The organism is Streptomyces herbicida (assembly GCF_032656585.1).
Taxonomy (GTDB): domain Bacteria; phylum Actinomycetota; class Actinomycetes; order Streptomycetales; family Streptomycetaceae; genus Streptomyces; species Streptomyces herbicida.
Window position 1 is genome coordinate 25,143 of record NZ_JAUYWJ010000023.1, and the last position, 12,563, is coordinate 37,705.

The 12,563-nt window shown below is 70.7% G+C and carries 14 protein-coding genes; 7 read left to right on the plus strand and 7 right to left on the minus strand.

Annotated elements, in window-relative coordinates:
* Positions 1 to 116: 116 nt before the first annotated feature.
* From Q8A52_RS37245 to Q8A52_RS37260, 4 genes are all read right to left on the minus strand, one after another.
* The gene (locus Q8A52_RS37245) at positions 117 to 650 is read right to left on the minus strand and encodes a DUF6190 family protein (RefSeq protein WP_316759863.1); all 534 of its coding nucleotides are present in this window, start codon (positions 648 to 650) and stop codon (positions 117 to 119) included.
* Entirely contained in the window at positions 640 to 1,827 is a 1,188-nt protein-coding gene (locus tag Q8A52_RS37250) for an aminotransferase class I/II-fold pyridoxal phosphate-dependent enzyme (RefSeq protein ID WP_316759866.1), read from the minus strand. Before Q8A52_RS37250 ends, Q8A52_RS37245 begins: the two co-directional genes overlap by 11 nt.
* 627 nt (positions 1,828 to 2,454) lie before the next feature.
* Positions 2,455 to 3,033 (minus strand): YceI family protein, encoded by a 579-nt coding sequence (locus Q8A52_RS37255; protein ID WP_316759869.1) that lies wholly within the window; start codon positions 3,031 to 3,033, stop codon positions 2,455 to 2,457.
* 52 nt (positions 3,034 to 3,085) lie between these two features.
* On the minus strand, positions 3,086 to 3,412 hold the full coding sequence (locus tag Q8A52_RS37260; protein ID WP_316759872.1) for a rhodanese-like domain-containing protein: 327 nt from the start codon (positions 3,410 to 3,412) through the stop codon (positions 3,086 to 3,088).
* Positions 3,413 to 3,542: 130 nt separating this feature from the next.
* Here Q8A52_RS37260 and Q8A52_RS37265 point away from each other — a divergent pair, with 130 nt between their 5' ends.
* From Q8A52_RS37265 to pspAB, 3 genes are all read left to right on the plus strand, one after another.
* Positions 3,543 to 3,998 (plus strand): MarR family winged helix-turn-helix transcriptional regulator, encoded by a 456-nt coding sequence (locus Q8A52_RS37265; protein WP_316759875.1) that lies wholly within the window; start codon positions 3,543 to 3,545, stop codon positions 3,996 to 3,998.
* Between the two features lie 133 nt (positions 3,999 to 4,131).
* A complete protein-coding gene (gene htpX, locus Q8A52_RS37270; protein ID WP_316759878.1) occupies positions 4,132 to 5,049 on the plus strand; it encodes a zinc metalloprotease HtpX in 918 nt (305 codons plus the stop codon).
* Positions 5,050 to 5,051: 2 nt separating this feature from the next.
* Complete coding sequence (pspAB, locus tag Q8A52_RS37275; protein ID WP_316759880.1) at positions 5,052 to 5,636, plus strand: PspA-associated protein PspAB; 585 nt, start codon at positions 5,052 to 5,054, stop codon at positions 5,634 to 5,636.
* A 19-nt stretch (positions 5,637 to 5,655) separates the two neighbouring features.
* Here pspAB and Q8A52_RS37280 read toward each other — a convergent pair whose 3' ends face one another.
* On the minus strand, positions 5,656 to 5,925 hold the full coding sequence (locus Q8A52_RS37280; RefSeq protein ID WP_316759882.1) for a hypothetical protein: 270 nt from the start codon (positions 5,923 to 5,925) through the stop codon (positions 5,656 to 5,658).
* 513 nt (positions 5,926 to 6,438) lie between these two features.
* Positions 6,439 to 7,779: a DUF2252 domain-containing protein gene (locus Q8A52_RS37285; protein ID WP_316759884.1), complete on the minus strand. Its 1,341-nt coding sequence runs from the start codon at positions 7,777 to 7,779 to the stop codon at positions 6,439 to 6,441.
* 195 nt (positions 7,780 to 7,974) lie between these two features.
* Here Q8A52_RS37285 and Q8A52_RS37290 point away from each other — a divergent pair, with 195 nt between their 5' ends.
* Complete coding sequence (locus Q8A52_RS37290) at positions 7,975 to 9,165, plus strand: winged helix DNA-binding domain-containing protein (RefSeq protein WP_316759887.1); 1,191 nt, start codon at positions 7,975 to 7,977, stop codon at positions 9,163 to 9,165.
* A 58-nt stretch (positions 9,166 to 9,223) separates the two neighbouring features.
* On the opposite strand, the gene Q8A52_RS37295 is transcribed toward Q8A52_RS37290, so the two are convergent.
* On the minus strand, positions 9,224 to 9,538 hold the full coding sequence (locus Q8A52_RS37295) for a hypothetical protein (protein WP_316759890.1): 315 nt from the start codon (positions 9,536 to 9,538) through the stop codon (positions 9,224 to 9,226).
* 235 nt (positions 9,539 to 9,773) lie between these two features.
* Here Q8A52_RS37295 and Q8A52_RS37300 point away from each other — a divergent pair, with 235 nt between their 5' ends.
* The 3 genes from Q8A52_RS37300 (at position 9,774) to glnII (ending at position 12,481) form a co-directional block, all read left to right on the plus strand.
* Complete coding sequence (locus Q8A52_RS37300; protein ID WP_316759892.1) at positions 9,774 to 10,142, plus strand: arsenate reductase family protein; 369 nt, start codon at positions 9,774 to 9,776, stop codon at positions 10,140 to 10,142.
* Between the two features lie 120 nt (positions 10,143 to 10,262).
* Entirely contained in the window at positions 10,263 to 10,991 is a 729-nt protein-coding gene (locus tag Q8A52_RS37305; protein WP_316759894.1) for an RlpA-like double-psi beta-barrel domain-containing protein, read from the plus strand.
* Between the two features lie 461 nt (positions 10,992 to 11,452).
* Positions 11,453 to 12,481 (plus strand): glutamine synthetase, encoded by a 1,029-nt coding sequence (gene glnII / locus Q8A52_RS37310; RefSeq protein ID WP_316759897.1) that lies wholly within the window; start codon positions 11,453 to 11,455, stop codon positions 12,479 to 12,481.
* The last annotated feature ends 82 nt before the right edge of the window (positions 12,482 to 12,563 follow it).

Here is a 12,563-nt window from a genome sequence, read left to right on the forward strand (position 1 = left end):
ATCCCCCGTGTCCGTGACGGGGGTGACCAGCGCGACCGTCAGTCCCCCGATCCCCGTGCGGCCTCCTCTCGACGTTTCGCCGGGCCCCGGCGACGGGGCCCGGGACGGGCCGACGCTCACAGGACACCGGCCGGGACGCGCAGCACGAGTGACTGGCGGTAGAGCGCTTCGAGCGGTTCGGGGAAGACGGGTTCCGGCCCGTCGACCGGTGCGGGCGCCCGCACCGGAAGCCCCGTGCGGTGCGGCAGCCGGGGGCTCGCGCTGTGCAGCAGCCCCTTGCGGTTGCGGACCATGCCGAGCAGCAGCCGTTCGTGTGCCGGGAGCCGCTCCGAAATCCCGTCGCCGTCCAGCGCCCACCGCAGGTCGGCCTCGTCGTAGCCGAGGCGGCGGATGTCCATCAGGGTGTGCAGGTTGTCCATGAACGGGTAGTAGGCGTCCTGGAGTTCACGGCCGTAGCCCCAGATGACGTCGTCGCAGCGGCCGACCTGCTCCAGGCTCATCACCAGCGTCCGGTCCAGGCGGGCGGCGAAGAACGCCTTGCAGGCGATCCGCAGGGTCTCGTCGGCGCTGTTCATGCCGAGGAACAGGGCGGCGTCGGCGTAGTCGTCCGCGGACCCGGCGTGCCCGCCGGCGGGCGGCTCAGCCGGCATGGCGGTCGAGCGCCTCGCGCATCCGCCCCATCGCGTCGGCGAACGTGCGCGGTTCACGGGCCAGGGCGAAGCGCAGATAGGACTCGCCCTTGTCGGGCTGGCTCCAGAAGAAATAGCGGCCGGGCAGCACATAGACCTCGGCGGCGCCCAGGACGCGCTGCAGCTCGGTGGCGGTCAGCTCGGGATGGTTGATGCGGGCCCAGGCGACGCTGACCTCGGCGATCGGGTCCTGGAGTTCGAGGACGGTGCCGTCGAGGGCCTTGCCGATGGCGTCCCGGTTGACGCCGAGCACCTCGCGCACCGAGGCGAGCTGGTCGGCGCGGGAGTCCTCGACGTACTGCGTGAGCATGTTGAGGACGAACGGCGAGACGTTGAGCAGGACGCTGGTGTGCAGGTTGTAGACGTCCTCGTGGATGTCGTCGCTGGGCGTGATCATGGCCGCCTTGGCGTCCTGCACCGGCCAGGTCTTGCCGGTGTCCTCGATGGCCAGGTAGGACACCCTGGACCTCTCCAGCAGCTCGTAGACGTCGAACCGCTCGAGCTCGGAGCCGAACAGGGTGAAGGAGGCGAAGCAGAAGTCGAAGATCAGCAGCTTGTTGTGGTCCTTGCAGAACCGGACGACCTCCTCGAAGCCCCGGCGCCCGTACTGCAGCAGCGTGAAGCCCGTGGGGTTGTTGGGGTCGACCAGGAACAGCGCGTCGGTGCGCACACGGCGCTTGAGCTCGGCGTATATCCGGTCGGGGTCGTGCAGTGCGGCCTCGTCGATCGGGTAGAGCGGCACGCCCATGTTGTCGAGGACGTCGTAGAGGTTGTCGAAGCAGGGCTCGACGAGCGTCACCGACATCCGCTGCTGCCTGAGGTACATGCCGGCGACCATGGTGGAGATGGACGCGGCGTAGGAGAGCATCGTCTTCTTCCGCTCCAGCGCGGCCCGCTGGCCGTGGAGGCGGAAGAACGACTCGATGAACCGCTGTTCGTAGGTGGCCTGCAGCCCGTTCTCCGCCTCGTACCACAGCTCGGGCAGCCGGGAGACGATGTCCTGCTGGGTGGCGGACTGGCGCTGGTGGGTGTGGGCGTCGGCCAGGTTGAAGCGGGTGCGCAGGGCCTGGATCTCGTGCTGGGTCAGATCGGTGAACTGCCGGTTGTCGGAACCGACCAGGGTGCTGTGCGAGTTCACGCTTCCTCCGGGTCATGTGCGGGAACAACCTTGTGGAGACAGACGTGCTGCACCGCTTCGGCCCGGTCGTCCAGGTCCGAGCGGCGATGACCTCACCGGCCGCGGACATACGTGCCCGTGCCGCGCGACAGCGGTGGCGGTAGTGGTGCGGGGTGGTGGCGACTGCCCGGTACGGCGCGCCCGGCGGCTCGGGGGGCGGCCTCTCAGTGGGTGAAAGGTGCCGGCTTCCCGGCCGAGAAGCCCCGATCGACGTGCACGGAATCTCTGATCCCTGCCATGGGTCCCCCGTCCGTCCCCCGTCCGCGGACTCCGGTCCGCATCCGTACGATTACACAGCCGTTCTCGAACGGACAAGTGAAACCGGCCAGTTGTGGACTTCTCTTCCCCTGCCCGTCACTGCCTCGTCCGGCAACAGGAGCCGACTGTACGTTCAGCGCTCCGAAACCTGTCAAGTTCCCAGGTCAGAGCGACAGTTGGGGTTCTGAGGGCATGCCTGACGGCGGGCCCGGCACGATGCCGGACCCGCATGGCGAAGGGCGGCCCGGGTCAGGTACCCGGGCCGCCCCAGGGCATGACAATCAGCCATGTGGAGGGCGGGAATCGATCACCCTCCGTGCGGCCGGGGACTCAGGCCTCCCGCACCGCCTCGATCTCCAGCGAGAGCTCGATCTCCTTGGAGACGAGGATGCCGCCGGTCTCCAGGGCCATGTTCCAGGTCAGTCCCCAGTCCTCCCGGTTGATCTTCCCGCGGGCGGAGAACACCGTCCGGTCGCCGCCCCAGGGGTCGCGGGCGTAGCCCAGGTAGTCGACGTCGAGCGAGACCGCGTGGGTCACTCCCTTGATCGTCAGATTCCCGTCGAGCGTGCCGCTCTTGCCGGTCCAGGTCACCGAGGTGGAGTCGAAGACGGCCAGTGGATGCTTCTCCACGTCGAAGAAGTCACCCGACCGCAGATGGTCGTCGCGGGTCCGGTCCCCGCTCTCGACGCTGGTCATGTCGATCACCGCGGTCACCCTGCTGTCCTCGGGCCGCTCGCCGATGTGGACGGTGGCGTCCACGCCGGTGAACCGGCCGCGCACCTTGGTCAGCATGAAGTGGCGTCCCATGAAGCCGACTTCGGCGTGCCCCGGGTCGACCTTCCAGGCACCGGCCGCCGGGAGTTCCACACCCTCGACCAGCCGGGTCGGCGTCGTTGCGCTTTCGGTCATCGGTCGTACCCTCTTCCTTCTTCCGACTTCCTCATCACTGGCCGGCTCGGTGTCAGGCGGACTCGGTCGGCAGCCCTGCGCCGATCCAGTCCTCCTTGCCGTCCTTGTACGTGTAGACCCGCTCGTAGCCGAGCTCCGCCAGCCGCTTGGCGGCGATCCCCGAGTTCGGGCAGGTGGTGCCCGTGCAGTAGACGATCACCTCGGCCCGCTTGTCGGGCAGCAGCTCCGGCGCGAGGGTGTCCACCTCGTCGAGCGGCAGATTGCGGGCGCCCGGCAGATGGGCCTCCTTGTAGTACGACTCCGGCAGGGCCTCCAGGACCGTCACCGTGCCGGCGTCGATCTTCTGCTTGACCTCGTCACGGGTCAGGTTCTGCACCATGTGGCACCTCCGATGAAGACTCGCGCTCCGTGCGCACCCACGCGGCCGGACCTCCGGCGCAATTTCCGTGCGTGCGCACACACCATAACCAGTGTGTGCGCACGCACGCAATGGCGGGTAGAATCACCCGATGGCTGACCGGGACTACGGACTAGAGGCATGGCGGGCGATGCTGCTCGCCCACAACGCCGCCCTGCGCGCGATCGAGAGCGACGTCCAGCGCGACGGCCGCGTCCCCCTCACGTGGTACGACGTACTGCTCGAGCTCAAGGCGGCCGGCGAGGAGGGCCTGCGCATGCAGGAGGTCGCGGGCCGCGTCGTGCTCAGCCGCACCCGGGTCAGCCGCCTGGTCGACGACATGGTGCGCGCCGGGCTGGTGCGCAAGATGCCCGATCCGCACGACCGCCGGGTGTCCTGGGCGGCGATCACCGACGAGGGCGCCGCCGCGCTGCGCGCCACCGCGCCGGTGTACCTGCGCAGCATCCGCCGCCACTTCTCGGCGCACCTGACCGACGAGGACGCCCAGGTCGTCGCCGAGGCGCTGCACAAGGTCGCGCAGCGGGACGACGGCCTGGCCTGCGGCTGATCCGGCCGCCCGGCGCACACCCGCGCCCACCGGGAATCTTTGCCGGTCCCAGGACCGATCCGGACCTCTTCATGGCAGTCGGCAGGTGCACACTGGACAGCGGGACGAGTGCCTGACTGCGGGGTGATGCAAGATGCAGAGCCGCTTCCGGAGCGATCGGCGGTTGACCGCGCGCATGGGGGTCACGCTGTTCCTGCTCGGGTTGTTGTACGTGGGGTTCGTCGCCGCGTTGATCGTGCTGCTGAAGTCCTGGGTGCTGGTCGTGGTGGTCGCGGCGGGGCTGCTCGTCGCGCAGTACTGGTTCTCCGACCGGGTCGCGCTGTACGCGATGCACGGCCGGGTCGTGGAACGCGAGGAGTACCCCGAGCTGCACGGGGTGATCGACCGGCTGTGCGCCCAGGCGGACATGCCCAAGCCGGTGGTCGCCGTGTCGGGCATGGATCTGCCGAACGCCTTCGCGACCGGACGGAACCCGGACCATGCCGTGGTCTGTGTGACGACGGGTCTGCTGCGCCGGCTGGAGCCCGCCGAGCTGGAGGGCGTGCTGGCGCACGAGCTGTCGCACGTGGCGCACAAGGACGTCGCCGTGATCACGGTCGCCTCCTTCCTGGGCGTACTGGCGGGCCTGATCGTCCGGTTCGCCTTCTACTCGTCGCTCTTCCGCGGCCGCAAGGACCAGAACACCATCGCGGTCTTCGGGATCGTGATGGGCATCTCCGCAGCCGTGTACGCGATCAGCTTCCTGCTGATCCGGGCCCTGTCCCGGTACCGGGAGCTGGCGGCCGACCGGGCGGCCGCCCATCTCACCGGGCGTCCCTCGGCGCTGGCCGCCGCGCTCACCAAGGTCTCCGGCGACATCGCCCGCATCCCGACCGAGGACCTGCGCACGGCCCAGGCCTTCAACGCCTTCTTCTTCACCCCGGCACTGGGCGCGGAGCCCGGTCTGGCACGACTCTTCTCGACCCACCCCAGCCTGGAACAGCGGCTGGAGCAACTGGGGCGGATCTCCGCCGAACTGGGTGAGGCGGCGACGCCCGGGAAGGCGGGCTGAGCATGGGGCTGCTGGACATCCTCCTGGGCCGTACGAAGCCCGTCGCACCCGACCTCGACCAGCTGTTCGCGCTGCCCTCGGCGGCCATCACGCTCCAGGCAGCGGCCGGGTTCACCCCCACCGGAGGCGGCGCGGTGTGTTTCGCCACGGTGGAGGGCGGGGCCTTCGAGCAGACCCACCGGGAGGTCCAGGCGCTCCTCGATGCGGACGCGGACCGCAGCGGGCCCCCGGTGGAACTGCGGCAGGACGACTACGGCTACTCCTGGCTGGTCTCGCGGCGCACACCCGACCAGCTCCCGCAGCTGGTCAACGATCTGCATGCGGTGAACAGTTCGATGGAGGTCAACGGCTTCGGGCCGCAGCTGCTGTGCTCGCTGGCCGGGTTCCGGGACGACTCCGGCCGCAGCCTGGCCCTCGTCTATCTGTACAAGCGGGGCACGTTCTACCCCTTCGCGCCGCTGCCCGGCGGGACACAGCGGCGCGACAACGCACTGGAACTCCAGGTGAAGGCGGCCCTCGTGAACGATCTGCGGATCGAGCAGGACCTGAGCCGCTGGTTCCCGGTGTGGGGAGCCCCCGGCCTGTGACCGAGGGCTCCCGCGGCGCTCACCTGCTCTTCTCGCGCTCCTGACGCCGGGCCTCGTAGGGGCGTTCGCGACGGTAGCGGCGCTCCCACTTGGCCTGACGGTCACGGCGCTCGCGGTACGCCTGGTAGCTGGCGGGCGCACCCGCCGAATCTCCCCCGGCGGTCGGGGTCGCGCCCCGCCCGTACTGCACGTACAGGAAGAGCACGGCGACGGCGGCGAGCCACCACATGTGGTTTCCGAATCCCAGGATCACCAGGACGGTGGTCCCGGACAGGACGATGGTGCCCATGACGGTCCTCCGTTGGCGTGGAAGGGTGGTCGGTGTGAATCCAGCGTAGGGATGCGGTCACTCGGAGTGCATCCGGATTTCCGTGAGTGAACGGGCGTCATGACCGAGCCGGTCCTGCACGGTGCCGGGCGGGGCAGGAGGAGCGACTGCGGCCGCTGCTCGCGGAGTTCGCCGCCCGCGACTGCCGGGGGCTCGCCTTCGACTTCTCGGGGCACGGCGAAAGCGGCGGGGAACTGCGGGAGTTGAGCTTGCGGCGGCGGTTCGAGCAGGCCGTGTCGGTGATCGACACGCGGGTGCCCGCGGGCGAGCGCACGGCGGCCGCCCGCTCGCCGACGGACCTGAGCACCTCTACCGGCGGCCGCTGGACGCCCTGGCCCACTCCCCCGACACGGCGAAGCTCGCCGGGCCCTGGCGCGAGCTGGGCCGTACCGATCCGACGCCGACGGTGCTGGGCGGACGACGGGAGGCGTATGTGGCCGGTCTGCTGGAGCGTCACGCCCGACCCGCCCGCGCTCAGACCCCCGGCGCCGCCTGCACCACGCCCGCCGCGATGGCGGCGCCGAGGGCCGCGTGGTCGGCGACGGTCTGGTCGGCGTAGCTCTGCGCGAAGTCGGCGACGGCGCGGTCGAAGACGTCGGTGGTGCCCAGGTAGCCGGCGATGGCGATGCGGTCGCCGGAGCGGGCGTGGGCGCGGGCCAGGGCGGTGCCGCACAGCCCCGCGTACTCGACGAGCCCGGCCGGAGTGATCCCGGCGACGTCGGCCGAGCCCTTCATGTCGCGCAGCTGACGCCAGTAGTAGGCGCGGCCCTGAGGCCCGGTCATCCAGCCCAGGAAGATGTCGCTGGCGGCCTGGAGCAGCCGCTGCCCCGCCACCACACGGTGCCCCGGATGGACGTACGGCGCGCTGGGCAGATGGTCCTCCAGTACGGACTTGGTGGCCTCCTTGATCTGCAGGAACAGAGGGTCGTCGTCGTCTCGTCCGGCGAGGAGCACGACGAAGCAGCGGGTGCCGACGCTGCCGACGCCCACGACCTTGCGGGCGGCGTCGACGAAGCGGTAGCGGTCGAGGAGGACACGGCGCTCCTCGGCGAGGGTGGAGCGGTAATCGCTGAAGATCTTGCGCAGGGAGGCCATGTCGGGGGCGCCGGCGGGTTCGAGGAGCGGCGGGACGTGGATGATCCGCAGCTGGCCGCCGACCGTCTCCGTCAGCTTGCCGAGGGCCTGCAGGCTGGTGCGGCGGCGAGCGCGGGTGAGCGTGGCCCCGACGCGGCTGCGGCGGCGGGCGGAGCGGGCGATCGCCAGCACGCTGTCGGCCTCGATGCGCTCGTACCAGACCTCGAGTTCGCCGAGCGCGGCGAGCCGCTGCATGGACCTGCGGTAGGCGGCCACGGCGGCCAGGACCGCCCCGCGCACCTTCGGCTCGGGGAACCCGTTCTCCCGGCCGGCCACCGCCACACTCGCCGCGAGCCGCTTGACGTCCCACTCGAAGGGCCCGGGGAAGGTCTCGTCGAAGTCGTTCAGGTCGAACAGCAGCACCCGCTCCGGGGAGGCGTACACGCCGAAGTTGAGCAGATGGGCGTCGCCGCACAGCTGCACGCCGAGCCCGGTGTTGGGCTGCGAGGCGAGATCGGCGGCCATGACGGCGGCCGCGCCGCGCAGGAAGGCGAACGGCGAGCTCGCCATCCGCCCGTACCGGACCGGCAGCAGCTCCGCCAGCCGGTCCCGCCCCTGCCGCTGCAGTACGACGACCGGGTCGGGCCGGTCGACGGGCGGGAGCCAGAGGGCGTGGGACGAGCGGGGGACGCGCTTGCGGGCGGCCTTGCCGCGCTGGGCGCGGTCGACGGGGGTGGTCATCCGAGCACGGCCTCCCTCTGGTCCTGGCACCTCCTGAACCTTCCGATCTCTGATTCGAAGTGAAGGCCGTGTCCGGGGGTGCCCGCATGTCCAGCAGGCAGAACGGGTGACGGGGACCGGCTGTCAGTGGCATCGGCGAAGATGCACCCAGGACGTGCTCGGCGTGGTGGACGGACTCGACGGACGGAGGTCGGCATGGGCGGCGGGGCACAGCGGCACATCGGGGCGGCGGAGCGAAGGGCCCGGCTCGCCCCGCGCCACCGGCTGGCCGGTACGGCACGGGCGGCCGCCCCCGAGGAGGTCGCCGCCTCGCTGGTGGCGCTGCACGGCTCGGACCCGGCCACGGTGTACCTGGCGGTGGGCGCGCGGCTGGCCGACCCGGTGAAGACGCTGCCGGAGACCGAGCGGGCGTTGTACGAGGACCGCACGCTGGTGCGGATGCACGGCATGCGGCACACGGTGTTCGTATTCCCCACGGACCTCACGGCGGTGGTCCACGCGTCGACGGGACTGACCGTGGCCGCCCGCGAACGGGCCTCGCTCCTCAAGGACATGGCGAAGGCCGGCGCGCCGGACGCGGCCTGGCTGGCGGAGGTCGAGGAGTCGACGCTGGCCGCGCTGGCGCGGCGCGGCCAGGCGACGGCGACGGAACTGGCGGCCGACGAACCGCGCCTGCGGGAGCAGTTCGTGTACGCGGCCGGGAAGAGCTACGAGGGCGTCCACACGGTCTCCACCCGGCTCCTGCGCGTGCTGGGCGTGGAGGGCAAGGTGGTCCGGGGGCGCCCGCTCGGCTCGTGGACCTCCAGCCAGTTCCGCTGGGCCCTGGCCCCCGCGCACCCCGAACTGGACGTCGCCGAGGCCCAGGCCGGGCTGCTGCGCCGCTGGCTGGCCGCGTGCGGTCCGGCGACGGAGGCCGACCTGAAGTGGTGGACGGGGTGGCGGGTGACGGAGGTCCGCCGGGCGCTGTCCGCGATCGGGGCGGAGGCGGTCTCGCTGGACGAGGGCGACACCGGGTACGTCACGCAGGGGGACGCGGAACCGGTGGCGGAACCCGCCGAGCCCTGGGCGGGGCTGCTCCCCGCGCTCGACCCGACGGCGATGGGCTGGCAGCAGCGGGACTGGTACCTCGCACCGGAGCTGCGTCCGAGTCTCTTCGACTACAGCGGGAACGTGGGGCCGACCGTGTGGTGGAACGGACGAGTGGTCGGGGGATGGGCCCAGCGGGCCGACGGTGAGATCGTCTGGCGGATCCTGGACGCCGAGGGCGTGGGCCGGGAGGGGGAGACGGCGATCGCGACGCAGGCGGAGCGCCTGCGCACCCTGCTGAACGGCTCCAGGGTGACCCCACGCTTCCGGACACCGCTGGAGCGGGAGCTGTCGGCGTAGGGGGGCGGAAACACCGGCGCCGGGCACCCGAGAACTCAGGGGCACCCGGCGCCGCGGCTCACCGCGAGTACCGCATGAACGCCCGCACCATGTGGCACGTCGTGTCCGACGGCGGGTGAATGCCGATCTGTTCCGCCGTGCTGCGGATCGTCTCGTTGCGGGCCTGGTCGGGGACGTGGACGCCCGAGTCGAGCAGGGCTATGGCGAGGCGCATCGCCTTGAGGCGGCGGTTGTGCATGACGTACCACTCGCGCGGACGGCCCGCCGGCAGCGGGCTCTTCTGCCTCGGCGCGTAGGGCGAGTCGAGCAGGACGGAACGCTTCGCGGTGGACTGGGTGGGCAGCGGCTTCGACTTCAGTGCGGCAGCGGGCACAGGCATCCTCCGGTCGCGGTCAGGGTGCCGTCCGGAAACCCCGGCGACATCCTCGAACACTGCTTCCAGTCTACCGGCCCCCACTGACAATCGGCGAGGTCACAGTCAAGCCTGAATTCCCTGGTGAGAAAGGTGATTTCGGGTGCTGCACAGTGTGCCGGAGAGGCATCTGTGAGGCGCCAAGAAAATCGAACAGCGACCTTGCCCCTCCCCGGGTTCGCGTACCGTGGACCGCATGGAAATCTGGATCAATCCGGCCTGCTCCAAGTGCCGCAGCGCGATCAGCCTGCTCGACGCCGAGGGGGCCGAGTACACCGTCCGCCGCTATCTGGAGGACGTACCGAGCGAGGACGAGATCAGGGGCGTACTCGACCGCCTCGGCCTCGAACCGTGGGACATCACCCGCACCCAGGAGGCGGCCGCCAAGGAACTGGGCCTCAACGAGTGGCCGCGGGACGAGGCCTCGCGCGACCGCTGGATCAAGGCGCTGGCCGATCAACCCAAGCTCATCCAGCGGCCGATCATCACGGCGGACGACGGTACGGCGGTCGTCGGGCGCACCGACGAGGCCGTGCAGGACGCCCTCTCCCGGAGCAAGAGCTGAGCAAATCTCAACTCTCGTGTGACGCAGGTTACTTCAGCGTTTCTCTGTGACCGTTGAGTAACCCCGTTCGGCATCTCGTACATAGCGGCGTACGCTCCCCTACCTCTTCAGGAGGCGCGCATGTCGCGCAGGCGAACTCTCAGCACGAAGAAGAAGGTCGCGCTGCTGGTCAGCGCAGCGGCGGTGGCGGGCGGCGGGGCCTTCGCCATGGCAGCCACGTCGAACGCGGCGCAGAGCCCGCAGAACGCCAAGCCCCTGGCCGCCGCCGACTCGAACGTATGCCAGGGGCTGGCCACCGCCCTCGGCAACAACCAGAAGTTCATCGACGGCCAGAAGGCGAACCCGGACGCGCAGTCGGCGGCCCGGATCGCCAACCGCGAGGCGGTCATCGCGCAGATCAAGGTCCAGCAGAAGGCCGCCGGATGCGCCGTTGGGGAGTCGGCTCAGGGCTCCCAGTCGGCGGGCGGTCAGCAGGCCGGACAGCAGAACGGACAGCAGAACGGTCAGCAGACGGCACAGCCCGCGCAGACCGCCCCCGCCGATAACGCGGGGAACGCCGGGAACGCGGGGAACAACGCCGGTGGCGCTGCCGCGGGCGCCGGCCAGCAGGTCTGCAAGGGCTCCACCGTGACGCTCTCGGGCGAGGGCGGCGCTCCGGCGGCCTCCAGCAACCAGTTCCCGGCGGGGACGACGCTGAAGGTCACCAACCTGGACAACAACAAGTCCACGACGGTGAAGGTCACCTCCGTCTCCGGCAGCTGTGTCCTGCTGAACAACGCGGCCTTCGAGCAGGTCCGCGAGCCCGGCAAGTTCCTGATCCGCCGCGCGGTCATCGAGAAGGTGGGGTGACGCCCGGGCGTCCAGGAACGCGGTGAGGCGGGGCCCGGTCGGGCGGGTGCGGTCTGCGAGTGCGTGGTCGGAGACGTCCGGGACCACGTCGGCCTCCGCGCGCGACAGCGCCGCACCCGCCTCGGCCGCCACACCCTGCGTGTCACAGGTCCTGCTGCTCCGGGCCAGGAGCAGCAGGACCGGCACGTCCGGGGCCCGCGGCGCGTCCTGCGCCGGGTGCGGACCGGTCACCGGCTTTGACGGAGGGGAAGCCGGCGGCCGTCCGGCCGCATACCCCGGCCGCCCGGACCTCACAACGTGAGACGCGACACAGAACCACCAGGTAACACGGGGTTCACATTCGAGCAATGATCGGGAAATCGCCTGTTGACAGGCTGCCGGGCATCCAAAGCGGCGCCCCAGTGCCGCAGCGCCGCAGCACCCGCAAGTGCGCCTGACCCACCCCCGAAGGATGTGGCCCCGTGACCTTCAAGGCTGAGTACATCTGGATCGACGGCACCGAGCCGACGGCCAAGCTTCGTTCGAAGACGAAGATCCTCGCCGACGACGCCAAGGGTGCCGAGCTGCCGATCTGGGGCTTCGACGGGTCCTCCACCAACCAGGCCGAGGGTCACGCCTCGGACCGTGTGCTCAAGCCGGTCTTCTCCTGCCCGGACCCGATCCGCGGCGGCGACGACATCCTCGTCCTGTGCGAGGTCCTCGACATCGACATGACCCCGCACTCCTCCAACACGCGTGCCGCGCTGGCCGAGGTGGCCGAGCGCTTCACCGCGCAGGAGCCGATCTTCGGCATCGAGCAGGAGTACACCTTCTTCGACGGCGCCCGCCCGCTGGGCTTCCCCGAGGGCGGCTTCCCGGCCCCCCAGGGCGGCTACTACTGCGGTGTCGGCGCCGACGAGATCTTCGGCCGTGAGATCGTCGAGGCCCACCTGGACAACTGTCTGAAGGCGGGTCTGGGCATCTCCGGCATCAACGCCGAGGTCATGCCCGGCCAGTGGGAGTTCCAGGTCGGCCCGCTGTCCCCGCTGGTGGTCGCCGACCAGCTGTGGGTGGCCCGCTGGCTGCTCTACCGCACCGCCGAGGACTTCGGCATCTCCGCCACCCTCGACCCCAAGCCGGTCAAGGGCGACTGGAACGGCGCCGGCGCGCACACCAACTTCTCCACCAAGGCGATGCGCGAGGGCTACGACGCGATCATCACCGCGTGCGAGTCGCTCGGTGAGGGCTCCAAGCCGCTCGACCACGTCAAGAACTACGGCGCCGGCATCGACGACCGTCTGACGGGTCTGCACGAGACCGCCCCGTGGAACGAGTACTCCTACGGCGTCTCCGACCGCGGTGCCTCGGTCCGTATCCCCTGGCAGGTCGAGAAGGACGGCAAGGGCTACATCGAGGACCGCCGTCCGAACGCCAACGTCGACCCGTACGTGGTGACGCGGCTGCTCGTCGACACCTGCTGCTCCGCGCTGGAGAAGGCCGGCCAGCTCTGATCCCGCCCAGCCGCTCCGAGGGGGCGTCCACCGTTCGCGGTGGGCGCCCCCTCGCGTTGTCGGTGGGGCATGTCATGGTGGG

Bases quoted from the DNA above. Each gene is read 5' to 3' on its own strand.
- pspAB (WP_316759880.1), top strand. From the start codon at position 5,052: ATGGGGCTGCTGGACATCCTCCTGGGCCGTACGAAGCCCGTCGCACCC.
- Q8A52_RS37290 (WP_316759887.1), top strand. From the start codon at position 7,975: ATGGGCGGCGGGGCACAGCGGCACATCGGGGCGGCGGAGCGAAGGGCC.
- Q8A52_RS37245 (WP_316759863.1), bottom strand. From the start codon at position 650: ATGCCGGCTGAGCCGCCCGCCGGCGGGCACGCCGGGTCCGCGGACGAC.
- Q8A52_RS37300 (WP_316759892.1), top strand. From the start codon at position 9,774: ATGGAAATCTGGATCAATCCGGCCTGCTCCAAGTGCCGCAGCGCGATC.
- Q8A52_RS37285 (WP_316759884.1), bottom strand. From the start codon at position 7,779: ATGACCACCCCCGTCGACCGCGCCCAGCGCGGCAAGGCCGCCCGCAAG.
- htpX (WP_316759878.1), top strand. From the start codon at position 4,132: ATGCAGAGCCGCTTCCGGAGCGATCGGCGGTTGACCGCGCGCATGGGG.
- Q8A52_RS37265 (WP_316759875.1), top strand. From the start codon at position 3,543: ATGGCTGACCGGGACTACGGACTAGAGGCATGGCGGGCGATGCTGCTC.
- Q8A52_RS37280 (WP_316759882.1), bottom strand. From the start codon at position 5,925: ATGGGCACCATCGTCCTGTCCGGGACCACCGTCCTGGTGATCCTGGGA.
- Q8A52_RS37305 (WP_316759894.1), top strand. From the start codon at position 10,263: ATGTCGCGCAGGCGAACTCTCAGCACGAAGAAGAAGGTCGCGCTGCTG.
- Q8A52_RS37260 (WP_316759872.1), bottom strand. From the start codon at position 3,412: ATGGTGCAGAACCTGACCCGTGACGAGGTCAAGCAGAAGATCGACGCC.
- Q8A52_RS37255 (WP_316759869.1), bottom strand. From the start codon at position 3,033: ATGACCGAAAGCGCAACGACGCCGACCCGGCTGGTCGAGGGTGTGGAA.